Annotated in this window: 17 protein-coding genes; 12 read left to right on the top strand and 5 right to left on the bottom strand. The window is 53.3% G+C overall.

The genetic code is table 11. The annotated features are described in order from the left end of the window. Positions 1 to 17: 17 nt before the first annotated feature. From QMN93_RS03215 to pheP, 9 genes are all read left to right on the top strand, one after another. Complete coding sequence (locus tag QMN93_RS03215; protein ID WP_193138883.1) at positions 18 to 1,241, top strand: SGNH/GDSL hydrolase family protein; 1,224 nt, start codon at positions 18 to 20, stop codon at positions 1,239 to 1,241. A gap of 234 nt (positions 1,242 to 1,475) precedes the next feature. Further along, a complete protein-coding gene (locus tag QMN93_RS03220) occupies positions 1,476 to 1,892 on the top strand; it encodes a S24 family peptidase (RefSeq protein WP_319022773.1) in 417 nt (138 codons plus the stop codon). Positions 1,893 to 2,219: 327 nt separating this feature from the next. Next, positions 2,220 to 3,050: a CPBP family intramembrane glutamic endopeptidase gene (locus QMN93_RS03225; protein ID WP_069303767.1), complete on the top strand. Its 831-nt coding sequence runs from the start codon at positions 2,220 to 2,222 to the stop codon at positions 3,048 to 3,050. A 355-nt stretch (positions 3,051 to 3,405) separates the two neighbouring features. Next, complete coding sequence (locus QMN93_RS03230) at positions 3,406 to 4,422, top strand: iron ABC transporter substrate-binding protein (protein ID WP_039263996.1); 1,017 nt, start codon at positions 3,406 to 3,408, stop codon at positions 4,420 to 4,422. Positions 4,423 to 4,446: 24 nt separating this feature from the next. Further along, positions 4,447 to 6,021: an iron ABC transporter permease gene (locus QMN93_RS03235; protein WP_048976680.1), complete on the top strand. Its 1,575-nt coding sequence runs from the start codon at positions 4,447 to 4,449 to the stop codon at positions 6,019 to 6,021. A gap of 1 nt (position 6,022) precedes the next feature. Continuing rightward, complete coding sequence (locus QMN93_RS03240; protein WP_033144834.1) at positions 6,023 to 7,054, top strand: ABC transporter ATP-binding protein; 1,032 nt, start codon at positions 6,023 to 6,025, stop codon at positions 7,052 to 7,054. A gap of 149 nt (positions 7,055 to 7,203) precedes the next feature. Next, the gene (gene yahO, locus QMN93_RS03245; protein ID WP_033144835.1) at positions 7,204 to 7,479 is read left to right on the top strand and encodes a DUF1471 family periplasmic protein YahO; all 276 of its coding nucleotides are present in this window, start codon (positions 7,204 to 7,206) and stop codon (positions 7,477 to 7,479) included. A 185-nt stretch (positions 7,480 to 7,664) separates the two neighbouring features. Further along, complete coding sequence (locus tag QMN93_RS03250; RefSeq protein WP_069303770.1) at positions 7,665 to 9,848, top strand: TonB-dependent siderophore receptor; 2,184 nt, start codon at positions 7,665 to 7,667, stop codon at positions 9,846 to 9,848. 103 nt (positions 9,849 to 9,951) lie between these two features. After that, on the top strand, positions 9,952 to 11,340 hold the full coding sequence (gene pheP / locus QMN93_RS03255) for a phenylalanine transporter (protein WP_047061279.1): 1,389 nt from the start codon (positions 9,952 to 9,954) through the stop codon (positions 11,338 to 11,340). A 104-nt stretch (positions 11,341 to 11,444) separates the two neighbouring features. Here the strand turns inward: pheP and QMN93_RS03260 are convergent, their stop codons facing one another. Together QMN93_RS03260 and QMN93_RS03265 are read right to left on the bottom strand one after the other, a co-directional pair. After that, positions 11,445 to 12,689, bottom strand: coding sequence for a mechanosensitive ion channel family protein (locus tag QMN93_RS03260; RefSeq protein WP_048978906.1), 1,245 nt, complete (start codon positions 12,687 to 12,689; stop codon positions 11,445 to 11,447). 65 nt (positions 12,690 to 12,754) lie between these two features. Beyond that, complete coding sequence (locus QMN93_RS03265) at positions 12,755 to 14,191, bottom strand: MFS transporter (RefSeq protein WP_064673584.1); 1,437 nt, start codon at positions 14,189 to 14,191, stop codon at positions 12,755 to 12,757. A gap of 107 nt (positions 14,192 to 14,298) precedes the next feature. Between QMN93_RS03265 and QMN93_RS03270 the strand changes: the two genes are divergently transcribed. Further along, positions 14,299 to 15,168, top strand: a complete 870-nt coding sequence (locus tag QMN93_RS03270; RefSeq protein ID WP_064673585.1) for a helix-turn-helix transcriptional regulator — start codon at positions 14,299 to 14,301, stop codon at positions 15,166 to 15,168. A 15-nt stretch (positions 15,169 to 15,183) separates the two neighbouring features. Here the strand turns inward: QMN93_RS03270 and QMN93_RS03275 are convergent, their stop codons facing one another. The 3 genes from QMN93_RS03275 to QMN93_RS03285 form a co-directional block, all read right to left on the bottom strand. Further along, entirely contained in the window at positions 15,184 to 15,792 is a 609-nt protein-coding gene (locus QMN93_RS03275) for a helix-turn-helix domain-containing protein (protein WP_182383139.1), read from the bottom strand. Between the two features lie 300 nt (positions 15,793 to 16,092). Then, on the bottom strand, positions 16,093 to 16,650 hold the full coding sequence (locus tag QMN93_RS03280; protein ID WP_166670500.1) for a fimbrial protein: 558 nt from the start codon (positions 16,648 to 16,650) through the stop codon (positions 16,093 to 16,095). Between the two features lie 12 nt (positions 16,651 to 16,662). Next, positions 16,663 to 17,283, bottom strand: a complete 621-nt coding sequence (locus QMN93_RS03285) for a molecular chaperone (protein ID WP_182383950.1) — start codon at positions 17,281 to 17,283, stop codon at positions 16,663 to 16,665. Positions 17,284 to 17,622: 339 nt separating this feature from the next. Between QMN93_RS03285 and QMN93_RS03290 the strand changes: the two genes are divergently transcribed. Both QMN93_RS03290 and QMN93_RS03295 read left to right on the top strand, forming a co-directional pair. Next, complete coding sequence (locus QMN93_RS03290; protein WP_064673587.1) at positions 17,623 to 18,171, top strand: fimbrial protein; 549 nt, start codon at positions 17,623 to 17,625, stop codon at positions 18,169 to 18,171. A gap of 77 nt (positions 18,172 to 18,248) precedes the next feature. After that, a complete protein-coding gene (locus QMN93_RS03295; RefSeq protein WP_083239561.1) occupies positions 18,249 to 18,782 on the top strand; it encodes a fimbrial protein in 534 nt (177 codons plus the stop codon). Positions 18,783 to 18,786 lie beyond the last annotated feature (4 nt).

Below are 18,786 nucleotides of genomic sequence, written 5' to 3' on the forward strand. Positions count from 1 at the left end.
TTTGTTGGGATTCTACAATGTCAATTTCTAGAAGAAAGTTGCTTTCAATGGCTGCGCCGGCTGCTTTGGCTGCTGGCGCTGCTCCTCAGGCATTCGGTGGCAAAAGTAAAAAAACTGTGTCAGCACAAGCAAGCATCGTCAGGGCTTCAAGAGCAGCAAATTTACTCGCGGATGGAAAGAAAGTTGGTATAGCCTGCTTCGGTGACTCCACTATGTGGGGATCCATTCCTGGCGCTACTACGACCAAGAATTACTCTAACCCACCGAATTCCTTGCAACTTGCGCTTGATTTAATTTATCCAGGTCTTACTACCGTTTCAAATAATGCAATACCTGGCACTACAATAAAAAAATTACTTAACGGGACAGATGGTGGGGTGGGTTCATATGAGGACAGATTATCCAAGTCTGACGCTCTTGTGATTTATTGTAACCACTGTCTGAATGACTGTAACTCATATCAAAGCGATGAGCATGAGTATAAAAGTAATATCATGGAGTTTGTGAATATTACAAGGCGGTACGGAAAGATACCTGTAATAGTGACACCTTCGGTGATATCACCGATTAGAGATGGCAAAGAATTTATGATGAAGCGCATGCCTGCATTTATTCAGGCACAGCGTGATGTGGCTGCGGAAATGAACGTCGATTTGGTTGATAATTTCTACTATTCACTTAAAACTAGCAGAATGATTCCAGCCAATAAGATAAATGGGGATGGTGTTCACCTGACAGATTCTGCTTATCAAAATGCAGGTTGGAATATGGCTATACCATTAGTATTGCCAAATAAGTTGATTAATAATTACGATCTGTGTGGCCTTTCTACAACTCAATATTATGATAATATTAAACATTCGAGAGCGATATGGGATGTTGAGAATAGATTTGGTTCTGTTCTAACTGGTGATTCTCTTCCTGAGAAGCAGATCATAAACTTCCCACTGTTGCTTGACTCGCCGACAGACCATTCTACACTGTCCATATGCGGTTTCACTAGCGAGGCAGGTGGCATTTCGAATATCACCTACTTTGGGAAAAGTGATGACTTAAGATACTCTGGAAAGATTAACTACAAAATTTCCAGTGGTTTAAAGCATGACCAAGTATTCAATTCAGAAAAATGCTTTCTTTCAGCAGGTTTTCACATTATAGGAATTGAATCTTCAAACGAGATGGGCAGTGGAAACTTTAACTTTGCAGGCGTTCAGCTTTGCCCGAAACCATCAAATGCATAATCTACAGATGGCGCTTTAGAGCGCCTTTTAGTATGTGAACGTGCAACAATCCCTCGCATTGCCTGTATTGAGTTTAAGGTCTTGTTAGTGTTCAAGGCGCTGGCCGACATCGCAACATCATCCCGTTTCGTATGCAATAAGTATTTTCTGCATTCTATCATGAGCTTTCGCGTTCTCTATGTTCAGTGACACATTTGTGATTGACGAGGCAAATCCGCATGAACTACTGTATGTATAAACAGTGTTTATCGGAGGTGCATTATGGGGTTCCCGAGTCCTGCAGCAGACTACGTTGAAGAGCGCATATCACTCGACAAGCGTCTTATCTCTCATCCATCAGCCACCTACATGATGGTGGCCGGCACGACATACCTGCGTGCGGGCATCATGAAGGGCGCCATGCTTATCGTCGATTCATCACTGACACCGAAAGACGGTTCTCTGCTTGTCTGTGCTGTAGAAGGTGAGTTCAGGATCATGCGCTACAGAACACATCCGAAGCCGCATTTGGAAAACCCTGAAAATGGAAGGAGGGAGCCGTTACCATTAAGGGATGAGGCCAGCGATTCTTCACGGCCAGTGTTTGGGGTGATCACGTACAGCATCAATGATGCGCGCTCGGGCGAGTTCGACGACTGCCCGGTGATGTGATGGGGAAAGGTCATAGCTATGCCAGGCGGCATGGCTGTGCACTCTCTGTGTCACAGATGTGTCATGCATGGACGAACCATAACGAAACGCAGAAGCATGTAACGACACGAAATGACACAAATCCGGCGCGAGCGCGGAAAAACTAATGACATTACAGTGTGTTAAATAGTACTCTACGTTCTTCTAAGCCGTAGGTCGTAGGTTCGAATCCTACAGGGCGTGCCATTTCATTTCATAGAGTTACGCCTCTTTCACATCCTCCTGATTTCCGCTGTGGGACATATTTGGGACATCGCCCCTAAAATTTACCGGTCAAGAAGGACATTTATGTGGTATCTACTCGCAACTTCGCTTGCCGCACTCTCCCTTAATAAAAGCCTGGCTTATCTAATGCTGGGATTAACGGCATTTCTCGGCTGGAAACAGGGCATTCTTGACGCCCCGGCGCTGCTGGTTATTGCATCAATCGTTGTTGGCTGGTCTGCTGTTGAATGGCTACGTAATAAAAATAATAAATATACCTATCTGGTCGAAGGCCTGTGCGTGGCCATCGCCGTTGCCCTGGTTTTGCATCTGATCCCGGGTTTTCATAACCCCAAAGTGCTGGATGCTGTCGTCGTTGGTCCGCAAAGCATACCGTTCAGTATGTACTTTAATATGGACAAGGCAGTGGTGCCGTTCTTTTTAATTACGTGCATGCCAACGTTATTCGTCGCAAAACCCCTCTATAAAGCGGGCAAGGTCGGCTGGGGAATATTGGTTCTTGCGATACCCGTGCTGTTACTTCTGGCTGTTGCGTTGGGCGGACTTAGAATTGAGCCGCATGCGCCTGAATGGTTCGCTCAATTTGCCCTTGCGAATATTTTTTTCGTCTCTTTGGCTGAGGAAGCCTTGTTCAGAGGCTACCTGCAGCAACGCTTGTCCCGGATTATTCATCCTGTTGTCGCGCTGTTGATTGCCTCAGTCATCTTTGGACTGATGCATTATAGCGGCGGTTTACTACTGATTATTTTTGCCAGCCTCTCCGGCATTATTTACGGCCTGGCGTGGATGTGGAGCGGCAGACTCTGGGTTGCAACGTTATTCCATTTTGGGCTGAACTGCGTGCATTTATTGTTCTTCACCTATCCTATGTATGCCCCTCATGCGGTTATGTGATGCTTTTTAAATTAGTCGCCTTATAAATTTAGCGACCTCCGGATAAGCATAAAAAGCCCCGCAAGATCGGGGCTTTTATATCTGCCGGGCGCATGAATAACAGATTTACCTTCGCGTCATAATGAATAGAAGGCTAATGAATTTCACTGTAGGCAGGCTTAAGGTTTTCTTAATTTAAAAATTATCTCTCATTAAAATTTGGATTTTTATCATTCTAAAATCTGCTAAAAAGAAATTTTACACTTTTACGACTAAACTCGATTGATACTAATTATCATTAGCGTTGTTGTATGCTTTAATCCTGTCCCACAAAGCTATGAGTCGTTAATCCCGTTGGTCTATAAAGGATATGTTCATGAATTCTCGCCTGCTGTCCTGCTTCTCGCTTGCCTTGTTGTCTTCATCCCTTTTCCTTTCCACACAAGCGGTTGCCGCTGATAACAACGAAGGTATCGTTGTTTATAACGCGCAGCACGAAAACCTGGTGAAGTCGTGGGTTGACGGTTTTACCAAAGAAACCGGCATTAAAGTCACTCTGCGTAATGGCGATGACAGCGAGCTGGGTAACCAGCTGGTTCAGGAAGGCAGCGCGTCACCGGCAGACGTGTTCCTGACGGAGAACTCTCCTTCTATGGTGCTGGTGGATAATGCCAACCTGTTTGCGCCATTGGATGCAGACACCCTGAAGCAGGTACCGGCAGAATATCGTCCGGCGCACGGCCGCTGGATTGGCATCGCGGCCCGCAGCACGGTGTTTGTGTATAACCCGGAAAAGCTGAACGAAAAGCAGCTGCCTGAATCGCTGATGGATCTGGCAAAACCCGAGTGGAAAGGGCGCTGGGCGGCATCACCGTCAGGCGCGGATTTCCAGGCCATCGTGAGCGCGATGCTGGCGCTGAAAGGCGAAAAGGCCACGCTGGAATGGCTCAAGGCGATGAAAGCCAATTTCGTTGCCTATAAAGGCAACAGCACCGTGATGAAAGCGGTCAATGCCGGTCAGATTGATGGCGGCGTGATTTATCACTACTACCGTTTTGTCGATCAGTCCAAAACCGGTGAAAACAGCAAAAACACCCAGCTTTACTACTTCAAACACCAGGATCCGGGCGCGTTCGTGAGCCTCTCTGGCGGCGGCGTGCTGGCGTCCAGCAAACACAAAGCGCAGGCTCAGGCCTTCATCAAGTACATTACCGGTAAAGAAGGCCAGGAAAGCCTGCGGACCAACAACGCCTTTGAATATGCCGTGGGCGTGAACGCGGCCTCAAACCCGAAACTGGTCCCGCTGAAAGATCTTGATGCGCCGAAAGTTGAACCTTCAACGCTCAACAGTAAAAAAGTTATCGAGCTGATGACGCAAGCCGGCCTGCTGTGATCCTGAGAGTGAAGTGAACGTCTTATGTCTGGTCTGAGTCTCGACATCGGAAAAAACAGAGTGCAGGAGCCTGCCCGCAGGCGTCCTGCACTGCCGATGGTTGCGTTAGCTGTGTTGTTTTCATTAATGGCGCTTCTGCCTTTGGGGTTTATCATTGCCATTGGCATTGAGACCGGCTGGGAAACCATTAAGGCGCTGGTGTTTCGCCCGCGTGTTGCTGAGCTGCTCAGCAACACGCTGTGGCTGACGGCTTTAGCGGTTCCGCTGTGTATCGTGACGGGCGTGGCAATCGCCTGGCTCACGGAGCGCACGCAGCTTGCCGGGCGAGGGATCTGGTCCGCACTGGCGGTCGCCCCGCTGGCGATCCCCGCGTTTGTGCAAAGCTACGCCTGGGTGAGCGCTGTCCCGTCCATGCACGGGCTCTCCGCGGGCGTGTTCCTCTCGGTTCTTGCCTACTATCCGTTTATCTATATGCCGGTTGCGGCGGTGCTGCGTCGCCTTGACCCGACGCTTGAAGATGTCGCCGCTTCGCTGGGTACGCCGCCGTGGCGGGTCTTTTTCCGCGTGGTGTTGCCCCAGCTCAAGCTCGCTATCTGTGGCGGCGCGCTGCTGGTGGCGCTGCACCTGCTGGCGGAATATGGCCTGTACGTGATGATCCGCTTTGATACCTTCACCACGGCAATTTATGACCAGTTCCAGTCTACCTTCAGCGGCCCGGCGGCGAACATGCTGGCGGGCGTGCTGGCCTTGTGCTGTCTGGCTATATTAATGCTGGAGGGCGTGACGCGCGGAAAAGCACGCTACGCGCGCATTGGCGCCGGGGCCGCGCGCGAGCAGAAACGCTGGCCGCTGAAGCCAGCGGCCGCCGCGCTGGGCCAGCTGTTTTTCATCGTGCTGATCGTGCTGGCGCTGGGCGTGCCGTTAATTGTCCTGTGTCGCTGGATTTGGCTCGGCGGCGTGCAAAACTGGATGAGTGCCGATCTCTGGCACTCCCTGCGCCAGACGCTGATGCTCGGCGTGGGCGGTGCGCTTCTGACGACGGCGTGCGTGATCCCCATCGCGTGGCTCGGTATCCGCTATCCGCACCGCATCTTCCGGATGCTGGAAGGGTGCATCTATATCACCAGTTCGCTGCCGGGCATCGTCACGGCGCTGGCGCTGGTCACCGTCACCATTCATTACGCTCGTCCCATTTACCAGACGGAAATTACCCTGTTCCTGGCCTACCTGCTGATGTTTATGCCCCGTGCGCTCATCAACCTGCGGGCGGGGATTGCGCAGGCGCCGGTCGAACTGGAGAACGTGGCGCGCAGCCTGGGCAGCACGCCCGCGAAGGCGCTCTGGAGCGTCACGATGCGGCTGGCCGCGCCGGGTGCGGCGGCGGGGGCCGCGCTGGTTTTCCTCGGCGTCAGCAACGAGTTGACCGCCACGCTGCTGCTCTCTCCGCTGGGCACGCGCACGCTCTCCACCGGATTCTGGGCGCTGACCAGTGAAATTGACTATGTTGCCGCCGCGCCTTACGCGATGCTGATGATCCTGATTTCACTCCCGCTGACCGCCATTCTCTATATGCAGTCGAAAAAAATTGCAGGGCTATGACATGCTTGAATTAACCGCCATTTCTAAATCGTTTTCTGATGTGCAGGTGCTCGACAGCTTAAACCTGAGCGTGGCGCCGGGGAGCAGGACGGCGATTGTCGGGCCGTCCGGGTCGGGGAAAACCACGCTGCTGCGTATTCTGGCCGGGTTCGAAACGCCTGACACCGGGCGCATTGTCATGCAGGGGAGAACGCTGTTCGACGAAAACAGTTTTGTTCCCGCCCACCTGCGCCGGATTGGTTTTGTGCCTCAGGAGGGTGCGCTGTTCCCGCACCTCAATGTGGCAGACAACATCGCCTGGGGGCTGGACGGCACTCGCCACGAGAAGCGCCAGCGCGTTGAGGCGCTGATGGAGATGGTTTCTCTGGACAGGCAGCTCGCAACGCACTGGCCCCACGAGATTTCCGGCGGACAGCAGCAGCGCGTGGCGCTGGCCCGTGCGCTAGCCCAGCGACCTTCACTGATGCTGCTGGATGAACCGTTCTCGGCTCTGGATACCGGCCTTCGCGCCATGACGCGTAAGGCAACGGCCGATCTGCTGGCCGAAGCGGGCGTGGCCTCGATTCTGGTCACCCACGATCAGAACGAAGCGTTGTCCTTTGCCACGCAGGTTGCCGTCATGCGCTCCGGGCGCTTCACGCAGGTCGGTACGCCTTATGACGTCTACACCCGTCCGGTTGACGAAGAGACGGCGCTGTTTCTTGGCGATGCCGTGATCCTCCCTGCTCAGCTCGCTGCCGGGTATGCCGTGTGCGCGCTGGGTGAAGTGCCGACGGACAACGCGCAGGCGACAGGACAGGGCAGGGTAATGATGCGTCCTGAACAATTACGCGTGACGGCATGTGCAGCGCATGAAAGCCCGATCTCGATTCTCGACGTGGACTTCACCGGCCAGCTGTCGACGCTCACCCTGGGATTAGCCGGGCAGCAGCAGCCCGTAATTCTGAAGACCGTAAGCCAGCCAGGATGGAACCCGGGCACGGCTGTACGCATTGATATTGCTGGCACCGCGCGGGTATTCGAATATTCTTAATATTCGTTAGTAATTTCATGCAACGGGTTGTTATAAAAGATTTTTCCCGAACGCATGGCAATTCCTGAGATTCTCTACCATGCTCATAAAACCTCACCACACTGCGTGAGGTTTTTCGTAGTTGCTGATTAATCTCAAGGAAAAAGGTTATGAAAAAGACGACTGCTATTTTGTTGGGAACGGCGTTACTGTTTACGACCAATGCTTTTGCTGCCCAGCTACTCACTAAAAGCGAGTTCAAGAAAGTTGCATCTCAATATAAAAAAATCGGTACGGTAAACACCTCGAATGAAGTATCGGTGGATGATGCGAAAAAAGAACTGATTGAGAAAGCCGATAAGCAAGGTGCGGATGTCCTGGTGCTCACTTCAGGGAACACCAACAATAAAATTCACGGTACGGCCAATATCTACAAGAAAAAATAATGTTATTGCAGCCATCCCCGAAACGGGGTGGCTGTTCCCCCTCTTTTCTCGCCAAATCTCCTTATGAACGCGGTTACGCTTGCTAACGCATGGATAATGCGTATAGTTCTCATTTGCATTGCATTCAATACATTCTAAGGCCCGACAACGGGTCATTTTTGCGCGCACTTTAAAATGAGTTAACGATGAACAACACCAAAATACACAAGACGCTGCTGGCGCTCGCCGTTGGCGCGGCGACACATTCCGCCTTTGCGGCGGACAATCAAAAAGAGGACACCCTCGTTGTCCAGGCTGCACCAGCCAGCGATTTCAAACCCGGCGGCGACCAATTGGTACCGGCCTTCCTTGACGGACAGGTGGCGAACGGCGGGCGCATGGGTATGCTGGGCCAGCAAAACGCCATGGACGTGCCGTTCAACATCATCAGCTACACCTCGAAGCTGGTGGAAGATCAGCAGGCGAAAACCATTGCCGATGTCGTCGCGAACGACGCGGGCGTGCAGTTCGTTCAGGGGTACGGCAACAGCGCGGAGACCTACCGCATCCGTGGCCTGAAGTTCGACGGCGACGACATGACCTTTGGCGGCCTGTCCGGCGTGCTGCCGCGCCAGGTGGTGGATACCCAGATGGTCGACCGCATCGAGATCTTTAAAGGGGCCAACTCGCTGATGAACGGCGCGGCAAGCTCCGGCGTGGGCGGGATGATTAACCTTGAGCCAAAACACGCGGGCGAACTCCCGCAGGCGAAAGTCGGCGTGGACTACACCTCGGATTCCCAGATTGGCACCACGCTGGATGCGGGCCGTCGCTACGGTGACAGCGACCAGTTCGGCGCGCGGGTGAACCTGGTTCATCGCGAAGGGGAAACCGGCATACCGAATGACCGCCGCCGCACCACGCTACTCTCTACCGGCCTGGATTACACCGGCGACCGCTTCCGCACCTCGCTGGATCTGGGCTATCAGAAGAAAACCTTCCACGGCAGCCCGACCAGCGTCAATATTTCCGCGGTGGATTTCGTTCCGGAGCCGCCGAAAAACGATCGCAACTTCTCGCAGAAGTGGGCCTACAGCAACATCGAAAACGAATTCGGGATGTGGCGCAGCGAGTACGACATCACCGACGGCTGGACCGCCTATACCGGTCTTGGCGCGCAGCACGCGCACGAGGAAGGCATCTACAGCGCGCCGAAGCTGGTGGATAAAAGCGGCAAGGCAACGGTCAGCCGTCTTGATACCAACCGCATAAGCGATTCCGTCAGCGGCATGGCGGGCGTTCGCGGTAATTTCAATACCGGCTTCGTCTCGCACAAGGTCAACGTTGGCTATTCGGCGATGACCAAAAATGAAAAAATCGCGTGGAAAATGTCGGCGACGAAAGATAACCCGACCACCAACATCTACCACAACACCGGCGTCGACATGCCGGATAGCACCAACTTCAACGGTTCCGGCGGAAAGTACAGCGATCCGCTGACCAGCGGGCGCACCCGTACCCAGGGCTGGCTGCTGAGCGATACGCTGGGCGTGCTGGACGACAAGCTGCTGTTCACCGCAGGTGCCCGCCATCAGAAAGTCGTCATTCGCGGGTATAACAAAGTCACCGGTGCGGAAAACGCGGCGGACGGCTTCGACGGCAGCCGCTGGATGCCCACCTACGGCGTGGTCTACAAGCCGTGGGAGGCGATTTCCCTTTATGCAAACCACACCGAAGCGCTGCAGCCGGGCAAAACCGCACCTAACACCGCCACCAACTACGGCCAGAGCACCGGTATCGTTCACTCTAAGCAGAACGAAGTGGGCGTGAAGGCGGACTTCGGCCGCGTGGGCGGATCGCTTGCGCTGTTCGAAATCAAAATGCCGTCGGCGATCCTCGACGACAGCGGCCACTACGGCCTGGACGCCGAGCAGCGTAACCGTGGCGTGGAGCTGAACGTCTTCGGCGAGCCAATGCTGGGGATGCGTCTGAACGCCAGCGCCACCTGGCTGCAGGCCGAACTGACCAAAACCAAAAATGGCGTGAATCAGGGCAACGATGCGATCGGGATCCCGAACTTTTACGCCGTGCTGGGCGCTGAGTACGACATCAAGCCGATTGACGGCCTGACCGCCACCGCCCGCGTGAACCACTCCGGCGCGCAGTACGCTGACCTGGCAAACACCAAAAAGCTGGACAGCTACACCACGCTGGATCTGGGGATGCGTTATCGCTTCGCGGTGAACCACAATGAAAACCAGATGACGGTTCGTGCGGGCATCGACAACGTGACCAATGAAAACTACTGGGCCAGCGTGGATGATTCCGGTACCTATATTACGCAGGGCGAACCGCGCACCTTTAAGGTTTCGGTTGGCTACGCGTTTTAAGCGTTCCATCTCGTTATCCGGGGCAGGGATGCCCCAATCCCTTGCTACCTCCAGCATGAAGTGTTAAAACGTGCCCCTTCTAAAAAAGAGACAGGGGTAGGACGTGAAAGACGCGTCATCCGCTTCAGGCCATGGTAGCGCTGAAGCCTCGTCGGATCAGAATCCGACGCTGCAACGTGGTTTGCAAAATCGACATATTCAGTTAATTGCCCTTGGCGGCGCGATCGGTACCGGGCTGTTTCTCGGCATCGGCCCCGCTATTCAGATGGCTGGCCCGGCGGTGCTGCTGGGTTACGGTATCGCCGGGATTATCGCCTTCCTGATCATGCGCCAGCTTGGTGAAATGGTCGTTGAAGAGCCGGTGTCAGGCTCCTTCGCGCACTTTGCTTATAAATACTGGGGTCCGTTTGCAGGCTTCCTGTCCGGCTGGAACTACTGGGTAATGTTCGTGCTGGTGGGGATGGCGGAGCTGACCGCCGCGGGCATTTACATGCAGTACTGGCTGCCGGATGTTCCGACGTGGATCTGGGCGGCGGCCTTCTTCATCATTATTAACGCCGTTAACCTCGTCAACGTGCGCCTGTATGGCGAAACCGAGTTCTGGTTTGCGCTGATCAAGGTGCTGGCGATTATCGGGATGATCGGCTTTGGCCTGTGGCTGCTGTTCTCCGGCCACGGCGGCGAGCGCGCCACGATCGACAACCTGTGGCAGCACGGCGGCTTCCTGGCGACCGGCTGGAAAGGGCTGATCCTCTCCCTGGCAGTGATCATGTTCTCCTTCGGTGGACTAGAGCTGATCGGCATTACCGCCGCGGAAGCGCGCGACCCGCATAAAAGCATTCCCAAAGCGGTCAACCAGGTGGTGTACCGGATTCTGCTGTTCTACATCGGCTCGCTGGTGGTGCTGCTGGCGCTCTATCCGTGGGTGGAAGTGAAGTCCGACAGCAGCCCGTTCGTGATGATTTTCCACGATCTGAACAGCAACGTGGTGGCCTCGGCGCTGAACTTCGTCATTCTGGTTGCATCTCTGTCGGTCTATAACAGCGGCGTTTACTCCAACAGCCGCATGCTGTTCGGCCTCTCCGTGCAGGGCAACGCGCCGAAGTTCCTCACCCGCGTCAGCCGTCGCGGTGTGCCGGTGAATTCCTTGTTACTTTCCGGCGCCATTACGTCGCTGGTGGTGCTGATTAACTATCTGCTGCCGAAAGAAGCCTTTGGCCTGCTGATGGCGCTGGTTGTTGCCACGCTGCTGCTGAACTGGATCATGATCTGCCTTGCGCACCTGCGCTTTCGCGCCGCGATGCGCCGCAAGGGACGCGAGACGCAGTTCAAAGCGCTGCTTTACCCGGCGGGGAACTACATCTGTATCGCTTTCCTCGGGCTGATTCTGGTGCTGATGTGCACTATGGATGAGATGCGTCTTTCGGCGATGCTGCTGCCGGTGTGGGTTATCTTCCTGTTTGTGGCGTTTAAGCTTTCCCGCAAAAAGTGATCCGCTTTTCTCCCTCTCCCTGTGGGAGAGGGCCGGGGTGAGGGCACCAGACTGCACCAGCTTTCACGCCCGGTGGCGCTTCGCTTACCGGGCCTACAAACGGATTATCTGGCGATAACGCCCGCCAGGGATCGAATATCGTTCCCGGTCGGGGACTGGTGAATACGCAGCCCAAATTCATCCACCACCGCGAATATATGGTCGAAGATGTCGGCCTGAATCTCCTCATATTCTGCCCAGACCACCGTGTTGGTGAAGGCATATATTTCAATCGGCAAACCATTCGCATCAGGCGCTAGCTGGCGCACCATCAGCGTCATATCTTTGCGAATACGCGGATGGTTGCGCAGATATTCATTCAGGTAGGCGCGGAAGGTCCCAATATTGGTCATCTTACGCAGATTTAATACTGACTCCCCTTCACCGTTCTTCTGATTCCACAGGCTAATTTCCTCATGTCGCGCGGCCAGATAGGGCTTCAGCAGCTTCGCCTGAATAAGTTTCTGCTGCTCCTGCTCGTCGAGAAAATGAATGCTGGTGGTATCAATATTCAGGCTGCGCTTAATGCGTCGCCCGCCGGAGGCGGACATGCCGCTCCAGTTGATAAAGGCGTCGGAGACCAGCGCCCACGTCGGAATGGTTGTAATCGTATTATCGAAGTTGCGTACTTTAACGGTGGTCAGACCGATGTCCGTTACCGTGCCGTTGGCACCGTATTTGGGCATCTCCAGCCAGTCGCCGAGCTTGAGCATGTCGTTGGCAGAAAGCTGAATCCCTGCCACAAGTCCGAGTATCGGGTCTTTAAACACCAGCATCAGCACGGCGGCCATGGCGCCCAGACCGCTGATCAGAATCGCCGGGGACTGGCCGATCAGCAGGGAGATAATCAATATCCCCACCAGGATGGCGCTCACCAGCTTGATGCCCTGGAAGATCCCCTTCAGCGGGAGCTGTGATGCGGTGGCCATTTTCTGCGACAGATTAAAAATCACGTCCAGCAGCGAGAAGAAGGAGAGCAGGGCATACACCATGACCCACAGCTTTGCGCAGGTAGTGAGAATTTCCGCCGCTTCGCTGCCTTTTTGCAGCCACAGTACCGCCTGGACATTGACGATTATCCCCTGAAGGGTAAAGGCCAGACGGTGAAATAATTTATTCTGGGTAATGATCTGCAGCCATAAATGGCTGCTGGCCTGCGCGCGTTTTTCGAACGCGCGAAGCACCACTTTGTGCAGAATAAAATGAACGATGATGGCGGTAAGAAAAATAATACCAAAGATAATCACTAAAGAGGTGGTGTGATTAATTTCAATGCCTAACTCTTCAACCTGAGCAATTAATTCCTGCATAACGTCTCCTGTATTGATGCAGCCCCATAATGGCGGCTGCGGATCTATTATGCAAATTCCCAGGCTTATTTGGTGGCCTGGCAGACCTTCACCACCGGCAGGCACAGGCTATGGCGGATGCGCAGCGTCGCCAGGGCAAGCACCACCATCATCGCCGTTTCCACCATCAGGAAGACGTTAACCGCATGGGTGTAATCCCCGTGATGGTTTTGCAGCGCGTGCAGCAAAATCGCGCCAAAAATGGCCGGGCCAAGCCCCAGCGCGGCCTGCTGCAGCGTGCTGAGAATGGCGCTCGCAGCCCCCGCGTCGTCAGGCTGAATATCGCGCATCCCGATGCGGTAGAAGCTGTTCACGATCAGCGCCTGCCCGTAGCCGACCAGCCCGGTCGCGGGTGCCAGCGTCAGGGCGGTATTCTCCATTCCCCAGACGCGGAACGTGGCGATCAGCGCCAGCAGGCCGGCAATCTGGATCGCCAGACCCGTCAGCAGAATGGTACTGGTGCTGTAGCGAGCAATCAGACGCGGCGCGAACCACGCCGAAATAAAGTAAGTTACGCCCAGCGCGATAAAACTGTTTCCGGACTGCCACGGTGCCATCCCCAGACCGGTTTGCATGGTCAGCGCCATACAGAACATAAACCCGGACCAGACGCTGAAAAAGAGCATCGCAATCAGAATGCCAAAGCGAACGCTGCGAAGCTGCAGCAGGCGCGGCGGGATCAGCGGATGGGCATTCTCACGCTCCTTTTTGCGCGCATTCAGCGCCGTCAGCCAACCCAGCGGAATAATGGCGAGAAGCATAACCTTCAGCGGCCACGACCAGTGCCACTGGGGGCCGAGCGCCATCGGGAACAGCAGGCAGCAAAGAATGATCGCCAGCAGCACGGTTCCGGTCCAGTCGATGCGTGACGGCGTCTCGCGACGGGTTTCGGGTACGAAATGGCGACTCAGCGCCAGCACCACCAGACAGATCGGCACGTTGATAAAGAAGGCGTTACGCCAGCCCAGCCCGGCGATATCCGCCGACACCAGCCAGCCGCCGCCCATCTGGCCGACGATAAACGCAATCCCACCGATGCCGCCAAACAGGCTGATGGCCTTAGCGTGCGCCGTACCTTTCAGCGTCACGTGCAGCGTGGCAAGAATTTGCGGCACGATCAGCGCGGCTCCCGCCCCCTGGACGATGCGCGCGGTCAGCAGCTGTTCAATGTTCCCCGCCATCCCGCACAGCAGCGAGGCCAGGCCAAAGCTCGCGACGCCCCACATGAACAGATGCCGACGGCCAAAGTTGTCCCCCAGCTTGCTGCCGAGCGCGAGGCAGACGGCGAAGGCCACGCCGTAGAGGGCGACAATCAGCTCCAGCTCGGTGGCGGTGGCGTTCAGCGAATGGGTGATGGCGTCCAGCGCGACGTTGGTGATTGAGGTATCAATCATCGGCAGCATCTGGCCGGTTAGCAGCAATATCAGGCCAGCGCGGCCCGGTGAAACAACTGACGTATTCATGGTAACTCCATTGCGTCATTCAACAGATGGTCGTAGCATCAACCATCTGATAAACGGGTACCAGTTCTTGCTTATACTGGTACTGGCACTACCATGCAGGGGGATTTATGGCCTTGATGTCTGAACCCGTCGTCTCACTTCAGGATGACACCCGAAAACAGCTGGGGGCATTTTTACGCGCGCGACGCGAAAGCCTCGATCCGCAGCGTCTCGGCCTGCCGCGCAGCGGTCGTCGCCGCACGCCGGGTCTGCGCCGGGAAGAGGTAGCGATGCTCGCGGACGTGGGCGTGACCTGGTATACCTGGCTTGAGCAGGGCAGGGACGTCAATCCGTCCAGCGCGGTGATGGCGGCTGTGGCAAAAGCGCTGCAATGCACTCCGACCGAGGCCCGACACCTGTTCGTGTTAGCCGGGCTGCCGCCGGGTGAAGCCCCGCAGGCGGTCTGCTGCGAGGGTATCAGCGAGGGCACGCGCCGCCTGCTGGATACGCTGATGCCTAAACCCGCCAGCATTCAGAAACCGAATTTCGACATCGTGGCGTGGAACGACAGCTTTGGGCACCTTATGGGCGTCGATTTCAATGAAATTCCGCCGGAAGACCGCAACTGTATTTACCTGTTCCTCACCCATCCGGCGTGGCGCGCTCGTCTCGGCAGACGTGACGATGTGCTGCCCATATTTGTCTCCTATTTCCGGGCGGCGATGGCCGAGCACCGGGGCGATCCGCTGTGGGAGGCCAAACTGGCGCGCTTCTTTGCGGTGTCGGAAGAGTTTAAAACCCTGTGGCACCAGCGCAACGACGTGCGCGGCGTGGAGAACCAGCTCAAGCTGTTTACCCATCCCGAGCTGGGGGATTTTACGCTGCAGCAGATGTACTGGTACTCCGCGCCGCGAAACGGGTCGCGGCTGCTGGTGTATTTACCGGTGGATGAGGCGGGAGAAAGGGCAATGGCATGGTTGGCGGAGCAGAACAAATAAACCTGGTTTCCCGGGTCAGTAGTTATCCGGAAGCCTGTTTATTGCCATTAAGAGCCCACGTTCAATTTTAATATAGTTGCCTGTTTTCAAATCGCTCAGGATCTTCATAATTCGACTGCGCGAAAGATGAGTCTTTTCCTGTATGTAGTCACAGGCATTAACAGACAGACGAAGGTCTTCCTTCTCTGTCATCAGTGACACAAGATTAAGGCGAATTAACTCATAAGTAGACAACCCAACCGAAGTTTCATGAGCTTCCAGTAACCGTTTAATGGCGTACATATACGAATAGGCGGCTTCCTGCCAAAGATTGCGATTGTTAATAATTACAAATGTAGATTTTAGCGGTTTGATTTCATATCTAATTTCACCGCAGGCCTGCATATAAAAGCCCGCATTGGTATCAATAAGATTATTCATACCAACGATCATCGGGGCTTCGATAAACTTCAGCAGAAGCCGGTCTCTCGTGCGGTAGACGGCGACGATGCCGGAATGGAGTATGAATGTCATTGGTTTTTCATGCTGATCCAATGAAATGATTTGCCGTTGGTGTCCTACCCTGACGCGCTCCGGTTCAGAGAGTTCATGTATAAGTTTTATAATATAATTTTCAGGTTTCATAGCGTACAACATACCCAGAGAAATATCACTACGAGTATTTCAGAGGTTGATAAAAGTGATGGAAGTGAGAACAAGGTTATGAATGACACCATGGGCTACACGCAACATATAACACGTTATCTTAATAGAGGCTGAAAGGATGAAGGATGTTTAACGTAAAGGCGATGGGGAGAACGCGTGAATGCAGCCAGCAAAGACGCAAAGCGAGAGAAAATCATGATATCCCTTTCAGCACCCTACAATGAAAAAATGACCGGAAACGGCCATCCTTGAGCCGTATCCGGGAGAAAAACCCGTTTGTTAGTTATACGTGAATGACATCGTGATAACGGAGCTGATTTTTCCCGGTGTCGCGCCACCGTCTTTACTGAAAGCGCGAGTATGCATCTTAAAGGTGGGTGTCGTGCCTGCGGAGGCAATATCAATAGTCGCCGTTTTGCCATTGCCGTAAGCTTCATTAGCCAAACCTTCAAGCTGAACAGCGATATTTTTAGCCGCTTTGTCTTCTCCCGCATCTACCGCCGTGTTGCTGTACAGCGTGTTAGGATCGCCAGCATCGGCTGTGCCATGGAATGTTGCGGTTATCGTTGACGTACCCGCCGGACAGCTTTTGAAAACGACGTTAATTGGTACCCATGCAGAACTGCTTCCTGCTGCGTTCAGATCGGCGCTTTGCAACTGGTCGCCTAGAGAAATATTTAACGACTCACTTCCCGTATCGATTACGCAAGGTGAGGCGACAATATTGCCCGTTACGGTAATTTGTACTGGGTCTGCGGCAAACGCGGAGTGAGCCGAGCCGACAGTAAGAAAAATACAGGCTGTTGATGATAAAAAGAATTTTTTTACATTGAACATAGTAATGGCCATTTAAGCAGATTTTGAGTGCATCTTGCCCACAGCGCCGAAGTCGCTAATGACGCTGAATTGAATATTTCCGGAATTAACTCCCGCAGGGAGCGTAAACGATGTTGTTTTGCCCGGTGATGCATAGGAGACATTCGTAAGTTTTTTTCCGGCAACACTTATTTCATTGAAATTAATGTAGCAGGGCGTCGGATTGTTGATATTCAGTTGGTTGCCGGAAATATGCCAGCTGAGTTTGTCGCTTTCTTTCTCTACGTCCAGGTTTTTCAGCGAGTCCGGGCGATAAATCAGTTTAATGCTGGTTGATACCGCAATTTGTAGCGTATTTTTTTCACGTGGCGCTGAAGGGATCGCCTTAACACGTAGCCAGAACATGGACTCTTTATCTTGTGGAAGATTGCCTGACTGGATAACGCGCATTAGGTTTTCTTTCCCTCCATCAAGGCGATAAAGCGGAGGGGTGATGATGAAGGGCGGTTTTTGCTGACCACTCTCAAGATTATCGATAACCGTCTGAATAAGATAAGGACTACTGTCTGGATTACGAACGCTGAGTGACACTTCTTTTTTTGCACCTGCATAGACGAGGCGTGTTCCGCCAATATTGACCGTTGCGTGAGCCATCTGGCAGGTGGCGGCGACAGTGCAGCCAAGCAGTAAAATAGTAATAATTTTCACGGTAAAACTCCGAGAGATAATATATGTCTCCTTAATGGAAAAGTCAGTTCTCCATGCTGATGCTGTAATTCTAAGTGCCGCTAAGGGTATTGTCCTTCTAAACAATATCCTATTTAGGATCCAAGAAAGGATCGTATTTCATTTTGACTAAAAAGTTAATGTTGTAAAAATACCCGTGTAAATAAAATATTGTTACAACATGCTGAGTGTTTTTTCGCTGAAAAATAATGTTTTATTTGTGAGAACAGGATTTTTCTTTTTTATTATAGGTATCTGGAGTTTTAAATGAAGAAGCATATGTTAGCTGTAGTTATGGCATCTATTATGGCAAGCGCTACCTGTGCACAGGCGGCAAGTACTACGACCGTTAACGGTGGTAATATTAAGTTTATGGGTTCTGTGGTAGACGCACCGTGCGCTGTTGCCCTGGAATCTGAAGACCAGGTTGTCCATATTGATCAAATTACGTTGAAAAGCCTCGGCGCTAAAGATGCCGTTTCTGGCCAGTCTAAGCCGTTCTACGTGACCCTGACTAACTGCGATGTCAGCACCTATACCAATGCGGCTATCACCTTCAGCGGCCAGTCTGACGCTGCTTCCGCAGGTGCGCTGGCTAACACCGCAGGTTCCGGTGCAGCAACGGGTGTTGCTTTGCGCCTGTTCGGGCCAGATGGTAAGCAGATGGACGTTAACTCTGGTACCGCATCTGACACCATTCCGCTGTCAAAAGGCGACAACACCATTCCTATGAGTGTTGATTATCTGACAACTGGTGATAAACCAACTGCGGGTGCTGTTGAAGCTGTTGCAACATTCCAGATCATCTATTCCTGATTGCTTTATTTATCCCCTCTGGAATGCCGGGGGGGATATTTCTGGCGCTTCATCATAATTTTTTTATTGAGATAAACATGTTTCGTCTGATAGCACTGATAATTTTCGTTCAACTGCTATTGATTCAGCCAGGTATTAGTAGCGATATATCAACCGTGGGAAAAGTGCATTTCTATGGTGCTGTGGTTAATAGCTCATGTTCAATTGATACGCAGAGTTTTGACCAGAGTGTCATGATGGGTCAAGTCCGCACCGGTTCATTTTTAGGGCCAGGAAGTTGGGCTGAACCGGTCACCTTCTGGATTAAGCTTGAAAATTGTGCCACTTCAACCAGCGAGTCGGCAAGCGTCACCTTCAACGGACTGGCTGATCTTAAGGATCCACAGGTCTTTCAGGCAGGTTTTGGCTCTGGTGCTGCAAAGGGCGTCGGAATTGGTATTTTTGATATGAGAGGCAACCAGGTGATCCCTGATAGCCAACCTCTCGCAAAAATGCCGCTGATTGCCGGAGAGAACACATTACTGTTTACCGCCCGATATCGCTCTGTATCGATGCCCGTTACGGCGGGGGATGCCAGTGCGACCGTCACTTTCTCGGTGATTTATCAGTAAGTAA

Source organism: Enterobacter sp. R-1.6.2, from assembly GCF_035064085.1.
Taxonomy (GTDB): Bacteria; Pseudomonadota; Gammaproteobacteria; order Enterobacterales; family Enterobacteriaceae; genus Enterobacter; species Enterobacter asburiae_B.